Genomic DNA, 16,023 nt, shown 5'->3' on the forward strand with positions numbered 1-16,023 from the left:
CCGGAAGAAAAAACGATCAAAGTCGGCATTACCACTCCTTCGACTGGCCCGGCTGCAGAAAAGGGTTCGCCCATGGGGCACGCCAACCTTGATGCCATCAAGTACGTCAACGAGGAGCTGGGCGGCATAGATGGCCATCTCATTGAGGTAGTATGGCTTGACAATGCTTATGACGCCTCCAAGGTGGTTACCAATGTAAAGCGATTTATGGACGAAGGTTGCGTCCTGTATGCCACCGCCTCTTCCAAGATGATGTCCGCCTCAATGGAAATCGCCAACCGGGCGGGATTCCCCGGCATTGTTTCGTTCAACGCCCCGGTGCTGCACCGCCCGCCACAGCACATCTACGGCCAGATGCCCGATTACGGTGACGACTGGTCCGCCTTCGCCAAATACTACATGGAAAATATCTGGACGGGCCCGGGGGAACCCAAGATGGCGATGCATCTGCTTAATAATACCACCGGCTACGGGGCCCTGGACGCCGCTAAAGCCGCTGCCGATGCCCTGGGCATCGAGATTCTGCCTCCGGAAGAACACACCACTGATACTATCTCGGAGATTGGGTCCCTGACTCGAATCAAAGGGCAGAACCCCGATGTTATCTACATCTCAAGCACACCGGCACCGACTGCGGTGATTATCAAGAACGCCGTTGAGCTGGGCCTGTATCCCGGTGTCACCATCGGTCTCGGTCACGCCGGTATAACCAAAGCACTGGTGGACATCGCCGGGGCTGACATTGTGGAAGGCGTGTATGGTGTATTCCCCACCGTGAACTGGGGCGATAATGTCCCTGGTATGGCCAAGATGACGGAATACTGCCAGAACCTGCACCCTAATGATTACGGCAACATGGACTACATCACTTCCTGGGCGCAGAGCCTGATTATTGCCGAAATCCTGCGAGTGACAGTGGAAAATGCCGGCTATGACGTTCTGGCCAAGGGTGGCGAGGAAGCCTGGCAGGCAATTGAGACCCAGGGTATCCAGAAATTGAACTACGATGTCGGTGGACTGCATGGCCCGGTCATCTACAGTGCTGGCGATAACCGGCTTGCCAAATCGGTGAGAGTCTTCCAGATACAGGGCGGGAACATAGTCCCGGTGACTGACTGGATTGACGCGCCAGTGGTCAAATATGAAGAGTTTGAGTGGTTCGGTCAGTAGTTAGCGTGAACAAGGGGCGCCGCTAAAGCGGCGCCCCCTAAAGGAAAAGCTTTTATGCTCAAATTGAATAACATTGAAGTAACCTACCTCAATGTTATAAGGGTGCTGCACGGCGTTTCTTTGAGCGTGGATGATGGCGCCATCGTTACCCTCCTTGGCGCCAACGGCGCCGGTAAAAGCACCACGCTCAAGGCAATCTCCGGTCTTCTCCACGTTGAAGAGGGCGAGGTGACCGACGGCAGCATCCAGTGGAACGACGATAGAATCGACCGTAAAAGCGCCGAAGAGATAGGGAAACTGGGCATCATCCAGGCGCTGGAGGGACGCCGTGTCTTCGGCCACCTGACCGCGGAAGAAAACCTGACGGTTGGTGCCTACCAGCGCCATGACCGCCACGCCGTGAAACAGGACCTCGAGATGGTCTATCATTACTTTCCCCGGCTCAAGGACCTCCGGCGTAACACCGCCGGCTACCTCTCCGGAGGTGAGCAGCAGATGGTGGTCATCGGCCGCGCCATGATGGCTGCCCCCAAGCTGATGATGCTGGACGAGCCGTCGCTCGGCCTGGCACCGCTCCTCGTAGAGGAAATCTATGATATAATCAATCGCTTCAACATGGAGCAGAAAACCTCGGTGCTGCTCGTTGAGCAAAACGTGAGGATTGCGCTCAGCATCGCCCAATACGGCTATGTCATGGAAAACGGGCGCATCGTCCTCGACGGCTCGGCAGATTTCCTCAGAAATAACGAGGACGTGAAGGAATTCTATATGGGACTTTCTGCAATGGGGGCGAAGAAAAGCTACCGCGAGGTAAAACACTACAAGAGGCGCAAGCGATGGCTGTAAAAAAGAAACCCGATGAATTTTTCGATGACCTCGAGGTAATGTCGCCGGAGACGCGAGAGAAGTATCACAAAGAAAAGCTCGCGCAGACCGTTGCGCACGCCCATCGCCATGCTCCAGCCGTGAAAGAGCTGTTTGACCAGGCTAGCGTCAATCCAAAAGACATACGGACGGTAAAAGATTTACAAAAACTCCCCATCACCAGAAAAACCGACCTCATCGAGCGCCAGAAAGCTCATCCACCATACGGCGGCTTCTCTACTATCGCACCGGAGGACATCGACCGTGTCTTTATTTCCCCCGGCCCCGTCTACGAGCCAATACAGCATGAAGGTATCCGGTGGTTCGCCAAGGCTTTCTGGGCCGCCGGCTTCAGAAAGGGCGATATAGTGGTGAATACCTTCACCTATCACCTGTCCCCGGCCGGCATTTTGTTCCATGAAGCCATTCGCGACTGCGGTGCCACCGCCGTGCCTACGGGTACCGGCAACACTGACATTCAGGTTCAGACCATGCATCACCTGAAAGCGACCGGTTTCGTGGGCACGCCAAGCTTTCTGATGACCGTCCTCCAGCGGGCGGAGGAAATGGGGTATAACGCTAATAAAGACTTCTGCCTGAAACGCGCCTGGTTCACCGGCGAGCCGCTTGCCCCGTCGCTGCGGAAAACGTTTGAAGATGACTACAAAATAGACACCTATCAGGCTTACGCGGTCACCGAGGCCGGAGGTGCCCTCGCTTACGAGTGCAGTGAGAAATCGGGGATGCACCTCATGGACGAATATTTCATCGAAATCGTTGACCCGGAAACCGGGAGACAGCTTGGTCCGGGAGAAATCGGAGAAATCGCGGTAACGCCGCTGCACAATAGAAACTGGGGCCTCATCCGCTTTGGCACCGGCGACCTATCATCATATATCATTGACCCATGCCCCTGCGGACGCACCACCAATCGCTTGACCGGTATCCTCGGCCGTGCCGGGGATGCCGTGAAGGTGAGGGGTATGTTCGTGGTCGCCCGACAGGTGGAGCAGGTCTGCCTCGGCTTCGAGCCAGTGGCCCGATTCCAAATCGTGGTGACCCGCCAAGAGCAGCGCGATGAGATGAACCTAAAAGTTGAGCTCAAGCACGAGCTGAGCAGCGAGGAAAAACAGAAGCTATCCGGTGAATTAAGTCAGAAGCTCCAGAATATCTGCCGCATCAAACCGGATAGAATTGACTTCGTTCCACAGGGAACGATATCCGAAGAACAGCCGAAAATCGTTGATGAACGAAACTGGGAGTGAGCCGTCTCGCTTCTCAGCCTTTTTCCCCGCCGAGGTAAGCCGCGATAACTTCAGGATTGGTTCTGACCTCATCAGGGGTACCCTCGGCGATCTTCCGTCCGAAATCAAGCACCACGATTCTGTCCGCCAGGTCCATCACTACTCCCATGTCGTGCTCCACGAGGACAATGCAGTTCACGCCATCGCGGAGGACAGGTGAATCGGGATACGTCTCTCCCTGGCCTTCGAAGATGTCAATGATGAACCGGGCGATATCCTCCTTCTCCTCCAGATTCATCCCGGCCATCGGCTCATCAAGCAGCAGCACTCTCGGTTCTATAGCCAGCGCCCGCCCCAGTTCCACACGTTTGCGCATACCGTAAGGCAACATGCCCACAACTTTTTTCCGGATGGGTTCGATTTCCAGAAAGTCGATGATATCCTCCACGGTCTGGCGGTGCTTTACCTCTTCACCATGCGCCGGCCCGAAATACAGGGCGCTGCTGAGGAAGTTCTGTTTCATCAGGACGTGTCGCGCCGCCATAATATTGTCCAGGGTGTTCAGGCCGGTATAAAGCTCGATATTTTGAAATGTGCGCGCCAGACCCAGCCTGGCCGCCCGGTCCGGTCGGATGCGGGTGATTCGTCGCTCTCCGAAGTATATCTCCCCTTTTTGCGGTTTGTAGAAGCCATTGATGCAGTTCAAAAGACAGGTCTTGCCGGCACCGTTGGGCCCGATAATGGCCAGGATTTCATTCTCCCGTATATCAAGGCTCACGTCTATCAGAGCTTTGACACCGCCAAAGGTAAGGGAGAGGTTATCGACTCGTATCTTGACGTTATTTTCGTTGCTTTTCTGGACCATTTTCCTGTGAAGAACCCGCCGGGTCCGCTCGATTCGCCTCTTCGGCAAACAGCCGGTCACGGTAATCGGTAATGCGGTTGCACTCGGGCCCGGTACATTTCAACTGCCCTTTAAGTCGTTTTCTTTTCCCCTTTATCAAGCCGGCAGTACCCTTGCCCGGTTCACTGTATTTGCCAAATCCCACACACCGCACCGCGCCGTCCCTCTGGACGATGACGGTTACCTCGTCGTCAACATCATCGCAGTAGATTGTTGTTGCCGTTACCTGCCAGTCTGCCATAGATAAATCGTTTTTCCACCTGAATACTGCTATTAATATTACTATTATCCAGCCTCGAATTTCAAACGTCTCCTGTTTGACGGTCATTTCCATAGCACTTGACATACTTCCAGTGCATGCATACAATACGGGCAAATAGAAAGGAGGCATAGACATGGTAACATACAAGCATGAACACACCCACATCACCACCCCCGAACCCGACAAAATTATCGAATTCTATACCAAGGTGATGGGCGCCAGCGTTATCAAAGAGATTGAGAGTGCCGGCCGGCGACTGGTTGACGTAGACCTTGGCGGCATACCGATCAGGATTTCCAGCGGCACCGGCGCGGATAAAGACTGGACCGGCTTGAGGTACGGGTTACATCATATCGGCCTTGAGGTGGACAATATGGATGAATTCATCGCCAAAATGAAGGCCAACAGCGTCGAAATCGTCACCGAGCCATTTCAGCCCGGGCCGGGAATCAAAGCCGCCTTTATAAAATGCCCGGACGGTGCGCTTTACGAGATTATTGAAAAAAGTTAGGGCTAAAATTATCACGTAACCCGTTTATTGCCTTAGCTTTCGCTGGGCGAGCGATGCGGCCACTTCTACCGCCGCCCTCAGGTTACCGGGGTCGGCGGTACCCTTCCCCGCCTTTCCGTAAGCCGGACCGTGGCTGGGCGTGGTGATGATGACCGGCGAACGCGCAAAAATTATCACAATCTCGCCGAAACCGGCCATTTTCAGAGCGATATTCGCCTGGTCATGGTACATGTTGACCACGCCATCGTATTGCCCTTTGAAAGCACGTACATAAACGGTATCGGCGGGAATCGGGCCGTAGACATCGAGGCCCTTTACCTTGGCCTCTTCAATGGCCGGGGCAATGTGGTCGATTTCCTCCCTGCCCACCAGACCACCCTCTCCAGCATGCGGATTCAGCGCTGCCACGGCGATGCGCGGCGATTTTACCCCGTACATTGTCAGGACTTCCTGCATAATCTCTATTGCATCGAGGACGTTTTCCCTGGTGATGAATTCCGGAATTCGCTGCAACGGCACATGTTCGGCAATGGTGATGCGAAAGATATTGCCGATTTTGGCCACCGATTTAATCAGAGGCGCCTCCAGCTTTTCATGCATCATTTCCGTCTCGTCATTATACTTCTTGCCGCCCAGATTGAGGGTTTCCTTGACCAGAGGGCCAAATACCACCCCATCCACCTTACCTTCCTTTGCCCACCTGGCCGACTGAATCAAAGCTTCGGCAGCCATCCTCCCGGCCTCGGGATGAGGTCTTGCCAGCGCCAGCAACTCGCCGCCCCCCTGGGCCAGATCCAGTGCCATAACGGGAGCATCGCTCGCCGCCGCCTCTTCGATGTTACGGAAAACGGGCAGGTCGAATTTCGCCCCCAGCGCATCGAAGCTGGCGCGCAAAACCTGCGCGTCTCCTACCGCCAGCAGGCGGCAGTTTTCCGGTGGCCCTTCAGTGATAACCTTGACCAGTATCTCCGGCCCGATTCCGGTAATGTCGCCCAGTGTGACGGCAATCAGGGGCTTATTCTTGTCCATCATTTATTACCCTCTTTCCTATTAAGATAAACCATTTTTATTTGGCAAGACGCTTACGGTTCTGTACCATAACGCTGGCCAGCTTGATGGCCTCGATGAGGCTGGTCGGGTCGGCGGTGCCTTTTCCCGCCTTGCCGAAGTTGGTGCCGTGGTCCACCGATGTCCTGATAATGGGCAACCCAAGAGTAACGTTGACCCCGAAGGTGATGCCGAGCATCTTCACCGCAATATGCCCCTGGTCGTGGTACATGGCAATGGCGGCATCAAACTGCCCTTCGTGGGCGCGCAGGAACGCCGAATCGGGCGGCAGCGGTCCGATGACGTTCATTCCCTGACGTTTTGCCTCCTCAATGGCCGGTGCAATGTACTTCATCTCTTCATCCCCGAAGAGACCACCCTCGCCGGAATGAGGGTTCAGCCCGGAAACGGCAATCCTCGGCTCGGCAATGCCCATCTGCTTCACCGCCTCACTGGTAAGCTTAAGCACGGTGAGTATACGCGGCGGTCGCACTCGCTCTATCGCCTGCTTCAGTGAAACGTGGGTTGACACATGGCTGACGCGCAGATTGCCCGTGACCAACATCATGGCGACATCGCTGACGCTGCAAAGCTCGGCCAGCAACTGGGTATGCCCATCATAGTGATACCCGGCCTTGTTAAGGGCTTCTTTGTTTATCGCCGAGGTCACAATGGCATCCGATTCCCCGGCCAGGGTTATTTCCGTTCCAAGCTTGATATACTCATAGGCCGCCTTTCCCGCCATCGGGTCGACCCGCCCTCTGGTCAGCTTATCGAGGTCGATATTGTGCAGGTCAATTACCTCGACAATGCCATCCTGAAATCTGGCCTCAGCCGGTTTATCAATGGCCTTCACCTCGCCAGGAGCTTTAGTGAAGGTGAATGCCTCTTTCATAGCCTCGGCGTCCCCGATTACCACCGGCCGGCACAGCTTCCTCACCTCCGGCTCGGCCAGCGCCTTGGTGATAATCTCGGGCCCGGAGCCGGCCGCATCGCCCATCGTGATGACCAATAACGCTTTATCTTCTTCGCTCATGGCATTTTACCTCGTTCCAAATAAGCTATTGACTTCACCACCGCCTCTTCCGTACCAAAGCCTCCCGCCTTGGTAACCACCCGCATCCCCTGATATTGCCCGCCAAGCAACTCTCCTGCCGGTACACCAGCCTCAACCTCGCCATGGACCTGAATGGCCGATACCTGTAAGCGACGGCAGGCCTCCACTGCGATATCGCCTCCGGAGAGGAACAGGCCAGCGAATCTATGGGACGCCAGAATGCCAGCCACAATCTCCGCCATAATCCTGGCCATCGATTGTTTCAGGGCCGGCACATACTGGGAAAAGGTTGATGAGATGGCCAGTCCCTTCCCCTCACCTATCAGTTTATCGGCTTCCTGTAATATGCTTTCAGATCTGCCGGAGAGAACCTCTTCTATATTTAGCTTTTCCACTTCCAGGTTCAGTACCGGAATGCCCAACTCATCACGTGCTTTGAGCAACTGGCTGGCGGCCACCTGATTGCGCGTACCCACCACCACCAGCGCCGGCCCGGTTTTTTGTTCTTTTAATTGCATCTCATCCAACTTGGGCACTTCAGTGAGAAGCAGGTGCAGTTCCCGCGCCAGTCCGCCGGAACCGCAGAGCAGCCACCGTCCTCCCGCAAGCGCAGCTGCCTGAGCGATATAGCTGAGATGGGACGGCTCCATCACGTCACAGACCACGACATTTTCCGATTTATTGCTGATGGTCTGTTTGAGCGCTTCTGGGCCGGCTTCAATCTCGTCAATAGAAACACAGCCAACCTGCTGTCGCATTGATTGTTCCAACAGGCGAGGGATGCTCGATTCTTTTACCGGAGATATCGGGTCGTTGGCGAACTGGGTTTCCGCCACCGGCACCCCGTTCACCAGCAGGACACCATTCACCGTGGTCCGTCCCACCGCGGGGAAAGCCGGTGCCACCACCACCTTCTCACTGGCCAGGGCCGCAGCCGCTACCTGCAACTCTTCCCCGATGTTCCCCCTGAGGGTAGAGTCTATTTTCTTGTATACTGCTCTCCCGGCCATACTCCGCATCGCCTGCCGCACCCGCTCGCGGGCAATCTCCGGGGCTTCGGCGCGGCTGTTGGTGGTAATGACCAGTACCGCAGCGTCGTTTGAAAAACCGGGGTCCAGAACCACCACCGTGCCAAATCCCAGACTGGCAAAATAGCCGCTGCTGTCCATGGCACCGGTCAGGTCGTCCGCCACGATACCCAGCTTCTGTGCCGCCACTGAAATCATCTCCAGTTAGGGATAAAGTATAACCTTGCCCACTTTACCACCCGCGGCCATTTCAATTCCTTTGGCAAAGTCAGCCAGCGGCATGCGGTCGGTGATGACCGGCATCGGGTCAAATTTCCCCGAATCCATCAGGTTCTGCATCTCGTACCAGGTATCCCACATCATGCGTCCGGTGCTGCCGAAGACCCTGGCCTCTTTGTAGATGATATTGGCGGTGAGGTCAAGTGTCACCGGTTCCGAGGGCAGGCCTACCAGGGTGACTCTTCCGGCTCGCCGTACTACTCCGAATGCCCCCTGAATTCCCCTGGGATTGCCGCTGATATCGATGGAGACGTCAACTCCCCGCCCACCGGTGGCATCGAGGATGGCCTTGACCGCATCCTCCTTGGCCGGATTGAGCAGGACGGCATCAGGGGCAAACTGGGGAACCATCTTCAATCTCGTTTCCGATGGCTCAACGGCAAATATCTTGCTGGCGCCCCAGGCATGGATGGAGCCGAGCCCCATAAGCCCGATGGGCCCGCAGCCGAATACGGCCACGCTGCGGTTATTGACCTCCCCTTTGAGGATGCCGTTAACGGCCACCCCCCACGGCTCCAGAATGGCCCCCAGGTCAGGATTGGTGCCCTTGGGGAGCTTCCAGCAGCAGACAGCCGGGATTTTGGCGTAATCAGCAAAGACACCGTCTACATGCACGCCAATGATGGCCATCTTCTCGCAGATATGCTGGAGCCCGGTCTTGCACATAAAGCAGGTCTCGTCCGGAATATGGGTCTCCACCGCCACCAGGTCGCCCACCGCGAAATCAGTTACCTGACCGCCGACTTTCACCACCTCGCCACTGCACTCATGACCGAAAATCATCGGCGGTTTGATTCTGGCCTGGGCGAAGGGAGTCCACTCCATAATATGGATGTCCGTGCCACAGATAGCCGCGGCTTTTACTTTAATTAGGACATCCCGCGGTCCCGGCTCCGGCACGTCAACGTCCATTAACTTGGCTCCGGGAGCTGCTTCCGTTTTAACAACTGCTTTCATAGTACTGAGTTTGCCTCCTTTCAGGCGATATTTTGACTATATGATATATAGTGTAACGCAGGTAAGCGGGAGACTATCGTGCTCCCAGTAACTTCATCAGGTCGAAGAGCGCGTAGTAGGCGGCTCTCCGCTTCATCTGGTAAAGTCGACCGGAATAGTTCTGGACCGTATGCAGGTCAGCTTTCTCGCTGTCAATGGCGATAAATACCGTACCGGGCACCATGCCGCTTTCCGGCTCAACGCCGCTTTCACCCTCAATACCTATGCCGACCGTGGCATCCAGTTTCTGGCGCGCCAGGACCGCCATTGCTTTGGCCATCTCGGCCTTGTCCTCACCGTCAGCCAACTTCGGGTCTAAACCCATCGCCACTTTAACTTCGTTGGACGCGGCAACTAACCCTCCCTTGAAATAGCGCTCATTGCCGGCCGCTGTGCCCAGCGTATGGGCTAGAAAACCACCGGTGAACGACTCGGCGACGGCCAGTGATAGACCCTTATCGAGAAGCAGTTTGCCCACCACAGTTTCCTGCGTATCGTCGTCCACCCCCCAGATGATGTCACCCAGAATCGACCTGACATCGGCCTCACGCCTATCAACCATGTCGCGCGCTTCTTTTTCCTTTTCTGCCTTCGCCGCGATGCGGATATAGATACCGTCGAGCTTGGCGTAGGTCGCCAGCGTCGGATTCGGCGACGGCGTCAGGTCGGCCAGCATCTCGTCAACTTTGGCTTCAGACGTGCCAAACGTTTTAATCATCCGCGTCAGGATGACCGAGCCCGTTTTCTCCTGCAATCTGGACAGAACCTGATTTTCCCACATGTAGTGCATTTCTCCCGGAGGGCCGGGCATGGCCACGATTATCCTGCCCTCTTTTTCCACCCACCAGCCCGGGGCGGTGCCCTGCGGGTTGACCAGCGCCGTGGCCGAAGAAATAAGCGTTGCCTGTTTGATATTACTCTGCGGCATCTCTATCCCCCGCCGGGCAAAGAAATTAATCAGTTCCTGCTTTATCTTCGGGTCCACTTCCATCTTCTCGCCCAGGAGCGCGGCTATGGCGTCCCGCGTGAGGTCATCCTGTGTTGGCCCGAGGCCGCCGGTGGTGATAATGATATCCGCCCTGCCCCATGCCTGCTTGAGAACGCCCTGCAGCCGGGCCATATTATCGCCAACGGCCGAAGTGAAATATAAGTCAATGCCAAGCACGGATAACTGGTTGGCTAAATACGGGGTATTGGTATCAACGATTTCGCCGAGGAGCAGTTCGGTGCCGATGGAAATGATTTCCGCTTTCATCGAATTTCCCGCTTTATTTTTTCCCCAAAGATTGCACCCAATTATACCAGCAATACCCCGGAACGGCAAATAAATCCGGCTGATTGAAATAGCCTCCTCTTCATCGGTCGTCTTTGACACGGGGCAGGCAGTTTTGGTAACCTTGCTGATGGTGATTTGTCAGACAATTACCCGAGTTTTTTAAAGGAGGACTTTATCTTTGGGACTGAACGCAACCTATAACATGAAGAAGAAACTGGAAGCCGGCGAGAACGTCTTCGGACAGCTCGTCGGGCCGGGAGGTAACCCGGAGAAAACGGTCAAGGCGCTCAAAGACCTGGGCGACGGATTTGTGATGCTGGAGACGGAACACAGCCTTGTCAACAAAGAGACCGTCTGGGAATATATCCGTGTCTGCCACGAGATGGATATGCCGCTGTTAATGCGGACCGAGGATAAGGCCGCCTTCTTCAGGTGCTATCTGGATGCCGGCGTGAACGGTCTGATGCTCCCTCTGGTCAACACCATGGAGGAGGCAGCCCACGCCGTTGATATGTCCTACTTTCCACCCATTGGGCACCGGGGGACCGGCATCGGGCTGAGCCCGTATCAGGTTGATTCCCAGGACCTGACCAGGGTACCCTTCCGCTCTCTCATGGATTATATCAACAACAACACGATGCTGTTTCCCCAGACGGAGAGCCTGGAAAACATCCACAATTTGCACCATATTTTAAGCCTGGAAGGCGTCAACGGCACCATCGTCGGGCCTTTTGACCTGGCGATTGACATGGGAGGCATGGACCCGAAAGCCGTGGCAGCAGAAGTGGTAACCGCACCCGCCGTTGAAGAGAGGCTGAAGCAGATACTTCAAATCTGCCGGAAAGCAGGCAAGGTGGCCGGCATCGGCGGCTTCACTCCTGAGACTCTGGCCAGATGGGCGAAGGCAGGCTATAACCTGCTTCTCGTCGGTTCTGTCCTTGACGGCAATGTTGAAACGGTGCGCCCAGCGATTGAAAAAGCGCGCGAGCTTATAGGCTAAAGGTTTCAATGCAAAATTACACTGTAGTAAAACAACCAGAGCAGGAGGAATTCTAACATGGGCAGAAAAGTGAGAGTGGCCGTCACCCGCGACCTTTTTGACGCAGAAGGGAAGTCGGTTAGCCCCGGACCCGGGCCGTCAGTGCTGGACAAGATGCCGGACGTGGAGTGGGATAAGTTTCAGGAGTACCTGACAGAGGTTACCCCGGAGCAGGCCAGGGGGTTCGATATGGTGATTTCCTTCGCTCCCTACTGGACCAGGCCTACGCTGTCCGCATGCGAACAGCTTCTTTCCATCCACCGCGGCGGCGTCGGTTACGATATGGTGGATGTGCCTGCCTGCACCGACGCTGGAGTCGCCCTTTTCATCGTTCCGGCGGCAGTACGCCGGCCGGTGGCCACCGGTATCATGGCAATGATGCTTGCCCTGGCAACACGCCTCCGAATCAAGGATATAGTAACCCGAGAAGGGCGCTGGGATGACGGAAGGAAAAAGTACCCCGGTATCGGACTGGCGGGAAAGACGCTGGGCTCGATAGGCATCGGCAACATCGGCCATGACTTGTTCCGGCTCGCCAAGCCTTTCGGCATGAAACACATCGCCTACGACCCCTACATCACCCAGGATGCCGTCAAAGACGTCGATGTGCAGCTTGTCGACATGGATACCGTGCTGTCCCAGTCCGACTTCGTGAACGTAAGTTGTCCACTGAGCGAGAAGACCCGTCATCTAATCGGTGAAAAGGAGTTAAAGAAGATGAAACCGACCGCCTACATCATCAACACTTCACGCGGTCCGGTCATCGACGAGGCAGCACTGATAAAGGCACTGAAGGAAAACTGGATTCAGGGTGCCGGCATAGACGTCTACGAGCAGGAGCCCGCCCCGGCGGACAATCCTCTGTTCAAGCTGGAAAACGCTATCCTGACCCCGCATTCCATCGCCATGACCGACGAGTTTTATATCACGATGTGGGAACTGATTGCCAAACAGATACGCCAGATGATTGATGGTGAAAAGCCAGAGAAACTGGTCAATCCGGAAGTCTGGGACAGGCCTGAGTTTCAAAATAAACTGAAAAAATTCCACCAGGAAATGAAATAAAGCGAGTTACCTTGAGCAAGGAGGCAGAAAATGAGTATGTTTGACCTCTCAGGAAGAGTCGCCATCGTTACCGGTGGCAACCAGGGAATCGGCCTTGCCATCTCCCGGGGCCTCGCTGGCGCCGGCGCGACCGTGGTTATCGCCAACCGACGTGCCGCCGAGGGACAGAAAGCAGCGGAATCACTGCAAAAAGACGGGTTCAATATTGTGGCCATCCCCACCGATGTGAGCCAGAAGGCCTCCATTGCCGCCATGGTGGAAAAAGTGATGAACCAGTTCGGGAAAATCGATATCCTGGTCAACAACGCCGCCGTGATGATACGGAAGCCGCTGGAGGACTTTGAGGAAAACGAGTGGGACACCATACTCAATACCAACCTCAGGGGCCTCTTCCTCTGCTGTCAGCTCGTGGGCAGGGAGATGATAAAGCGGAAAAAGGGCAAAATCATCAATCTCTCTTCCATCCTGTCGCAGATAGTACAGCCAGGGCGGGGGGTCTATGCCACAGGCAAAGCCGGCGTTTCCCAACTGACCCGCGCCCTTGCCCTCGAGTGGAGCAAGTACAATATCAACGTAAACGCCATTGGCCCCGGTCTGACCATTACGCCGATAAACGAGAAGTACTTCGGAGAAAATCCGGATGAACTGAAAAGAATCATAAACACGATACCGATAGGCCGGGAGGCTTACCCCGTGGACTATGCCGGCACAGCCGTGTTTCTGGCCTCGGACGCATCCGACTACGTTACCGGTCAAACGCTGCTGGTTGACGGCGGCATGACCATTGTCTAATTGGATTTAACTTCAGAGATTAAAAACAAAAAGGGGGGAGTGAAGAAATACTCCCCCTCTTCATTTCATATAACGACTAATCAAGCACCTGAGGGTTGACCGGGAATTTCGGCCTCTCCCACCTGACAAGATGCCTGGCCGTGGAGTGAGCCAAATATAATATCAATGTCAATGCTATCGGACCTGGCCCGACCATCACTCCCTTAAATAAAAAATACTACGAGGAAAACCCGGATAAATTGCAGCAGACGATACAGTCCATCCCCATGGGCCGGATGGGCGACACTTCGGACTACATGGGTGCGGCTGTCTTTCTCGCCTCGGAGGCCTCCAATTTTGTCACCGGTCAGACATTGCTCGTCGAGGGTGGCTCCACTATATGGTAGATACCAGGTGATGTATAACTTCAAACCGTCCGGATTTAAGGAGGTGTTATGTATGGCTGATTATGAAGCATTAAAGAAAAAAGTTCAGGAGCTGGTCGGGAAAGCCTGGGATGTTGAGCCCATCAGGGCCTGGTTTAAGAAGCTCGATGAGGAAGGTATTCCCAGAAAGACTTTACTCCACAAGGAGATAATCGCCAATAAAGAGGAGGTCCTGGAACGCGTTCAGCGAAAGGGTGAGGAATGCGAATTCCTCTGCCACAACTGAGCCAAGGGCGCGGCTCTTCCCGTGATGGAGGAGTTCGGTCTGGGGAGTATGGAAATTATTCAAGCGCTGTCCCCGTTTCCCGGCTTTGGTAGTACCGGCAGAATCTGCGGTGCCGTGTCCGGAGGTCTGATTACCCTCGGTCTGTACTTTGGCAGCCCGGACATGACTAACTACGACAAAATCAGCGCCACTATGGATGCCGCCCGCAAGTTCCTGCCCCGCTTTGAAGAAGTGCTTGGCTCACTGCAATGTTCGGAAATACAAGAGGACGTGGTATTCGGCCGGTTTATGGACCCCCGGGCCAGCCAAGAAAACAGGCAGGCTTTTATAGACGCCAAAGGTTATGAAAAGTGTACGCTGCCCACAGGCATCGGTGCCAGGCTGGCCGCAGAAATCATTATCGAAAGCATGGAACAGGAGTAAGGGGCGCCGTATTGTCTATAACTGCTGAAGATATACTGACCCGTAAAGGCATAAAATCAACCGGAATACGCATCCAGTCGGCGTTTCAGTGCCCGGTATTGCTCCCATATCGCCTGCGGCATTCTGGCGCCGAACTTATTGAAGAATTCCTCAATCCCGGCGGTTTCCTGTGCCCATTCGTCTTTATTTATGTCAAATAGTTTTTCGAAACTATCCCGTGGAAAATCCAGGCCCTCAAGGGTAAAGTCATCATAATTTGGTATCAGGCCCAGAGGCGTTTCTTTGGCTGAGACACGACCTTTCACCCGGTCAATAATCCATTTCAGCACGCGTATATTCTCGCCAAACCCCGGCCAGATGAAATTGCCACCTTCGTCAACCCGGAACCAGTTCGCCGAATAAATCTTTGGTGCCTGCGCTGCTCTCTTCCCGGTATCAATCCAATGTTGAAAATAATCGCCCATGTTATAGCCACAGAAAGGAAGCATCGCCATCGGGTCTCTTCTCAAGACGCCCACCTGCTGTGCCGCCGCCGCCGTTGTCTCGGACCCGTTCCTGGTTCCCATGAATACGCCGTGAACCCAGTCGAAAGATTCCACTATCAAAGGTATCGTCCTTGTCCTTCGGCCACCGATTATTATGGCCGAAATCGGGACTCCCTTCGGGTTGTCGAATTCAGGAGAAAGCCTTGGTGTGTTATATATTGAGGTGGTGAACCTCGCGTTGGGGTGAGCAACTTTCTTGTCTGAAGATGCGTCCCATGGATTTCCCTGCCAGTCCAGCACATTTCTCGGAACGGCGCTGTCCAGACCTTCCCACCAGGGCTCGTTGGTGTCAACATTCAATCCGGTATTGGTAAACAGGGTGGGATAGAATTTGTTATTTTTCAATGTTTTCAACATATTGGGATTCGTTTTCATCGAAGTTCCCGGAGCAACACCGAAATACCCTTTTTCCGGATTCACCGCATAGAAGCGACCATCGGGACCGACGTTTATCCAGGCGATATCATCGCCCAGCGTCCAGATTTTGTAGCCAGGCAGGGTGGGTTGAAGCATGGCCAGATTTGTTTTTCCGCAATAAGAGGGAAAGGCGCCCAGAATATATGTTATCTCACCATCAGGGTCTTCGACACCCATAATAACCATATGCTCCGCAAGCCAGCCCTCATTCAGCCCCAGCCAGGAAGCGATTCTCAGGGAGAGGCATTTCTTCCCCAGCAAGGCGTTCCCGCCATAACCGGAACCTATGCTCCAGACCAGATTATCCTGCGGGAAATGCATGATGTATCTTTTGTTGGGGTCAAAATCACGTACCGAGTGTATCCCTTTAACGAAATCTTCACTATCCCCTATCTTGTCCAGAACACGTTTTCCCAGAATGGTCATTATCCTCATGCTTATGGCTACGTAAGA

18 protein-coding genes are annotated in these 16,023 nt (G+C 54.6%); 10 read left to right on the forward strand and 8 right to left on the reverse strand.

Features of this window, described 5'->3' with window-relative positions; genetic code table 11:
* The 3 genes from KKD83_05405 to KKD83_05415 all read left to right on the forward strand — a co-directional run.
* On the forward strand, positions 1 to 1,170 hold a 1,170-nt coding region (locus KKD83_05405), incomplete at its 5' end, for an ABC transporter substrate-binding protein (GenBank protein MBU2535586.1).
* 54 nt (positions 1,171 to 1,224) lie between these two features.
* Complete coding sequence (locus tag KKD83_05410; protein ID MBU2535587.1) at positions 1,225 to 2,016, forward strand: ABC transporter ATP-binding protein; 792 nt, start codon at positions 1,225 to 1,227, stop codon at positions 2,014 to 2,016.
* Complete coding sequence (locus KKD83_05415; GenBank protein MBU2535588.1) at positions 2,007 to 3,299, forward strand: AMP-binding protein; 1,293 nt, start codon at positions 2,007 to 2,009, stop codon at positions 3,297 to 3,299. The genes KKD83_05410 and KKD83_05415 overlap by 10 nt, the downstream gene beginning before the upstream one ends.
* Before the next feature lie 13 nt (positions 3,300 to 3,312).
* Here KKD83_05415 and KKD83_05420 read toward each other — a convergent pair whose 3' ends face one another.
* A complete protein-coding gene (locus KKD83_05420; protein MBU2535589.1) occupies positions 3,313 to 4,143 on the reverse strand; it encodes an ABC transporter ATP-binding protein in 831 nt (276 codons plus the stop codon).
* Positions 4,118 to 4,516 (reverse strand): hypothetical protein, encoded by a 399-nt coding sequence (locus tag KKD83_05425; GenBank protein ID MBU2535590.1) that lies wholly within the window; start codon positions 4,514 to 4,516, stop codon positions 4,118 to 4,120. Before KKD83_05425 ends, KKD83_05420 begins: the two co-directional genes overlap by 26 nt.
* Positions 4,517 to 4,577: 61 nt before the next feature.
* Between KKD83_05425 and KKD83_05430 the strand changes: the two genes are divergently transcribed.
* On the forward strand, positions 4,578 to 4,955 hold the full coding sequence (locus tag KKD83_05430) for a VOC family protein (GenBank protein MBU2535591.1): 378 nt from the start codon (positions 4,578 to 4,580) through the stop codon (positions 4,953 to 4,955).
* Between the two features lie 24 nt (positions 4,956 to 4,979).
* Here the strand turns inward: KKD83_05430 and KKD83_05435 are convergent, their stop codons facing one another.
* The 5 genes from KKD83_05435 to KKD83_05455 form a co-directional block, all read right to left on the reverse strand.
* A complete protein-coding gene (locus KKD83_05435) occupies positions 4,980 to 5,987 on the reverse strand; it encodes a 4-hydroxythreonine-4-phosphate dehydrogenase PdxA (protein MBU2535592.1) in 1,008 nt (335 codons plus the stop codon).
* 34 nt (positions 5,988 to 6,021) lie between these two features.
* Positions 6,022 to 7,038, reverse strand: coding sequence for a 4-hydroxythreonine-4-phosphate dehydrogenase PdxA (gene pdxA, locus KKD83_05440; GenBank protein MBU2535593.1), 1,017 nt, complete (start codon positions 7,036 to 7,038; stop codon positions 6,022 to 6,024).
* Positions 7,035 to 8,276 carry a four-carbon acid sugar kinase family protein gene (locus KKD83_05445; GenBank protein ID MBU2535594.1) on the reverse strand — a complete coding sequence of 414 codons (1,242 nt, stop codon included), beginning with the start codon at positions 8,274 to 8,276 and terminating at the stop codon, positions 7,035 to 7,037. Before KKD83_05445 ends, pdxA begins: the two co-directional genes overlap by 4 nt.
* A 15-nt stretch (positions 8,277 to 8,291) precedes the next feature.
* The gene (locus KKD83_05450; GenBank protein MBU2535595.1) at positions 8,292 to 9,323 is read right to left on the reverse strand and encodes an alcohol dehydrogenase catalytic domain-containing protein; all 1,032 of its coding nucleotides are present in this window, start codon (positions 9,321 to 9,323) and stop codon (positions 8,292 to 8,294) included.
* Between the two features lie 73 nt (positions 9,324 to 9,396).
* Positions 9,397 to 10,617: a competence/damage-inducible protein A gene (locus KKD83_05455; GenBank protein ID MBU2535596.1), complete on the reverse strand. Its 1,221-nt coding sequence runs from the start codon at positions 10,615 to 10,617 to the stop codon at positions 9,397 to 9,399.
* A 199-nt stretch (positions 10,618 to 10,816) separates the two neighbouring features.
* Here KKD83_05455 and KKD83_05460 point away from each other — a divergent pair, with 199 nt between their 5' ends.
* The 6 genes from KKD83_05460 to KKD83_05485 all read left to right on the forward strand — a co-directional run bounded on the left by KKD83_05460 (position 10,817) and on the right by KKD83_05485 (position 14,608).
* Entirely contained in the window at positions 10,817 to 11,638 is an 822-nt protein-coding gene (locus KKD83_05460; protein ID MBU2535597.1) for a hypothetical protein, read from the forward strand.
* A gap of 57 nt (positions 11,639 to 11,695) precedes the next feature.
* Entirely contained in the window at positions 11,696 to 12,742 is a 1,047-nt protein-coding gene (locus KKD83_05465) for a dehydrogenase (GenBank protein ID MBU2535598.1), read from the forward strand.
* Positions 12,743 to 12,772: 30 nt separating this feature from the next.
* A complete protein-coding gene (locus tag KKD83_05470) occupies positions 12,773 to 13,534 on the forward strand; it encodes a glucose 1-dehydrogenase (GenBank protein MBU2535599.1) in 762 nt (253 codons plus the stop codon).
* Between the two features lie 161 nt (positions 13,535 to 13,695).
* Complete coding sequence (locus KKD83_05475; protein ID MBU2535600.1) at positions 13,696 to 13,920, forward strand: SDR family oxidoreductase; 225 nt, start codon at positions 13,696 to 13,698, stop codon at positions 13,918 to 13,920.
* Positions 13,921 to 13,972: 52 nt separating this feature from the next.
* Complete coding sequence (locus KKD83_05480; GenBank protein ID MBU2535601.1) at positions 13,973 to 14,185, forward strand: hypothetical protein; 213 nt, start codon at positions 13,973 to 13,975, stop codon at positions 14,183 to 14,185.
* 48 nt (positions 14,186 to 14,233) lie between these two features.
* Positions 14,234 to 14,608: a C-GCAxxG-C-C family protein gene (locus KKD83_05485; protein MBU2535602.1), complete on the forward strand. Its 375-nt coding sequence runs from the start codon at positions 14,234 to 14,236 to the stop codon at positions 14,606 to 14,608.
* 56 nt (positions 14,609 to 14,664) lie between these two features.
* Here the strand turns inward: KKD83_05485 and KKD83_05490 are convergent.
* A partial coding sequence (locus KKD83_05490; protein ID MBU2535603.1) for a phosphoenolpyruvate carboxykinase (GTP) occupies positions 14,665 to 16,023 on the reverse strand: 1,359 nt, incomplete at its 5' end.

This window comes from Chloroflexota bacterium (assembly GCA_018829775.1).
GTDB lineage: Bacteria > Chloroflexota > Dehalococcoidia > Dehalococcoidales > RBG-16-60-22 > E44-bin89.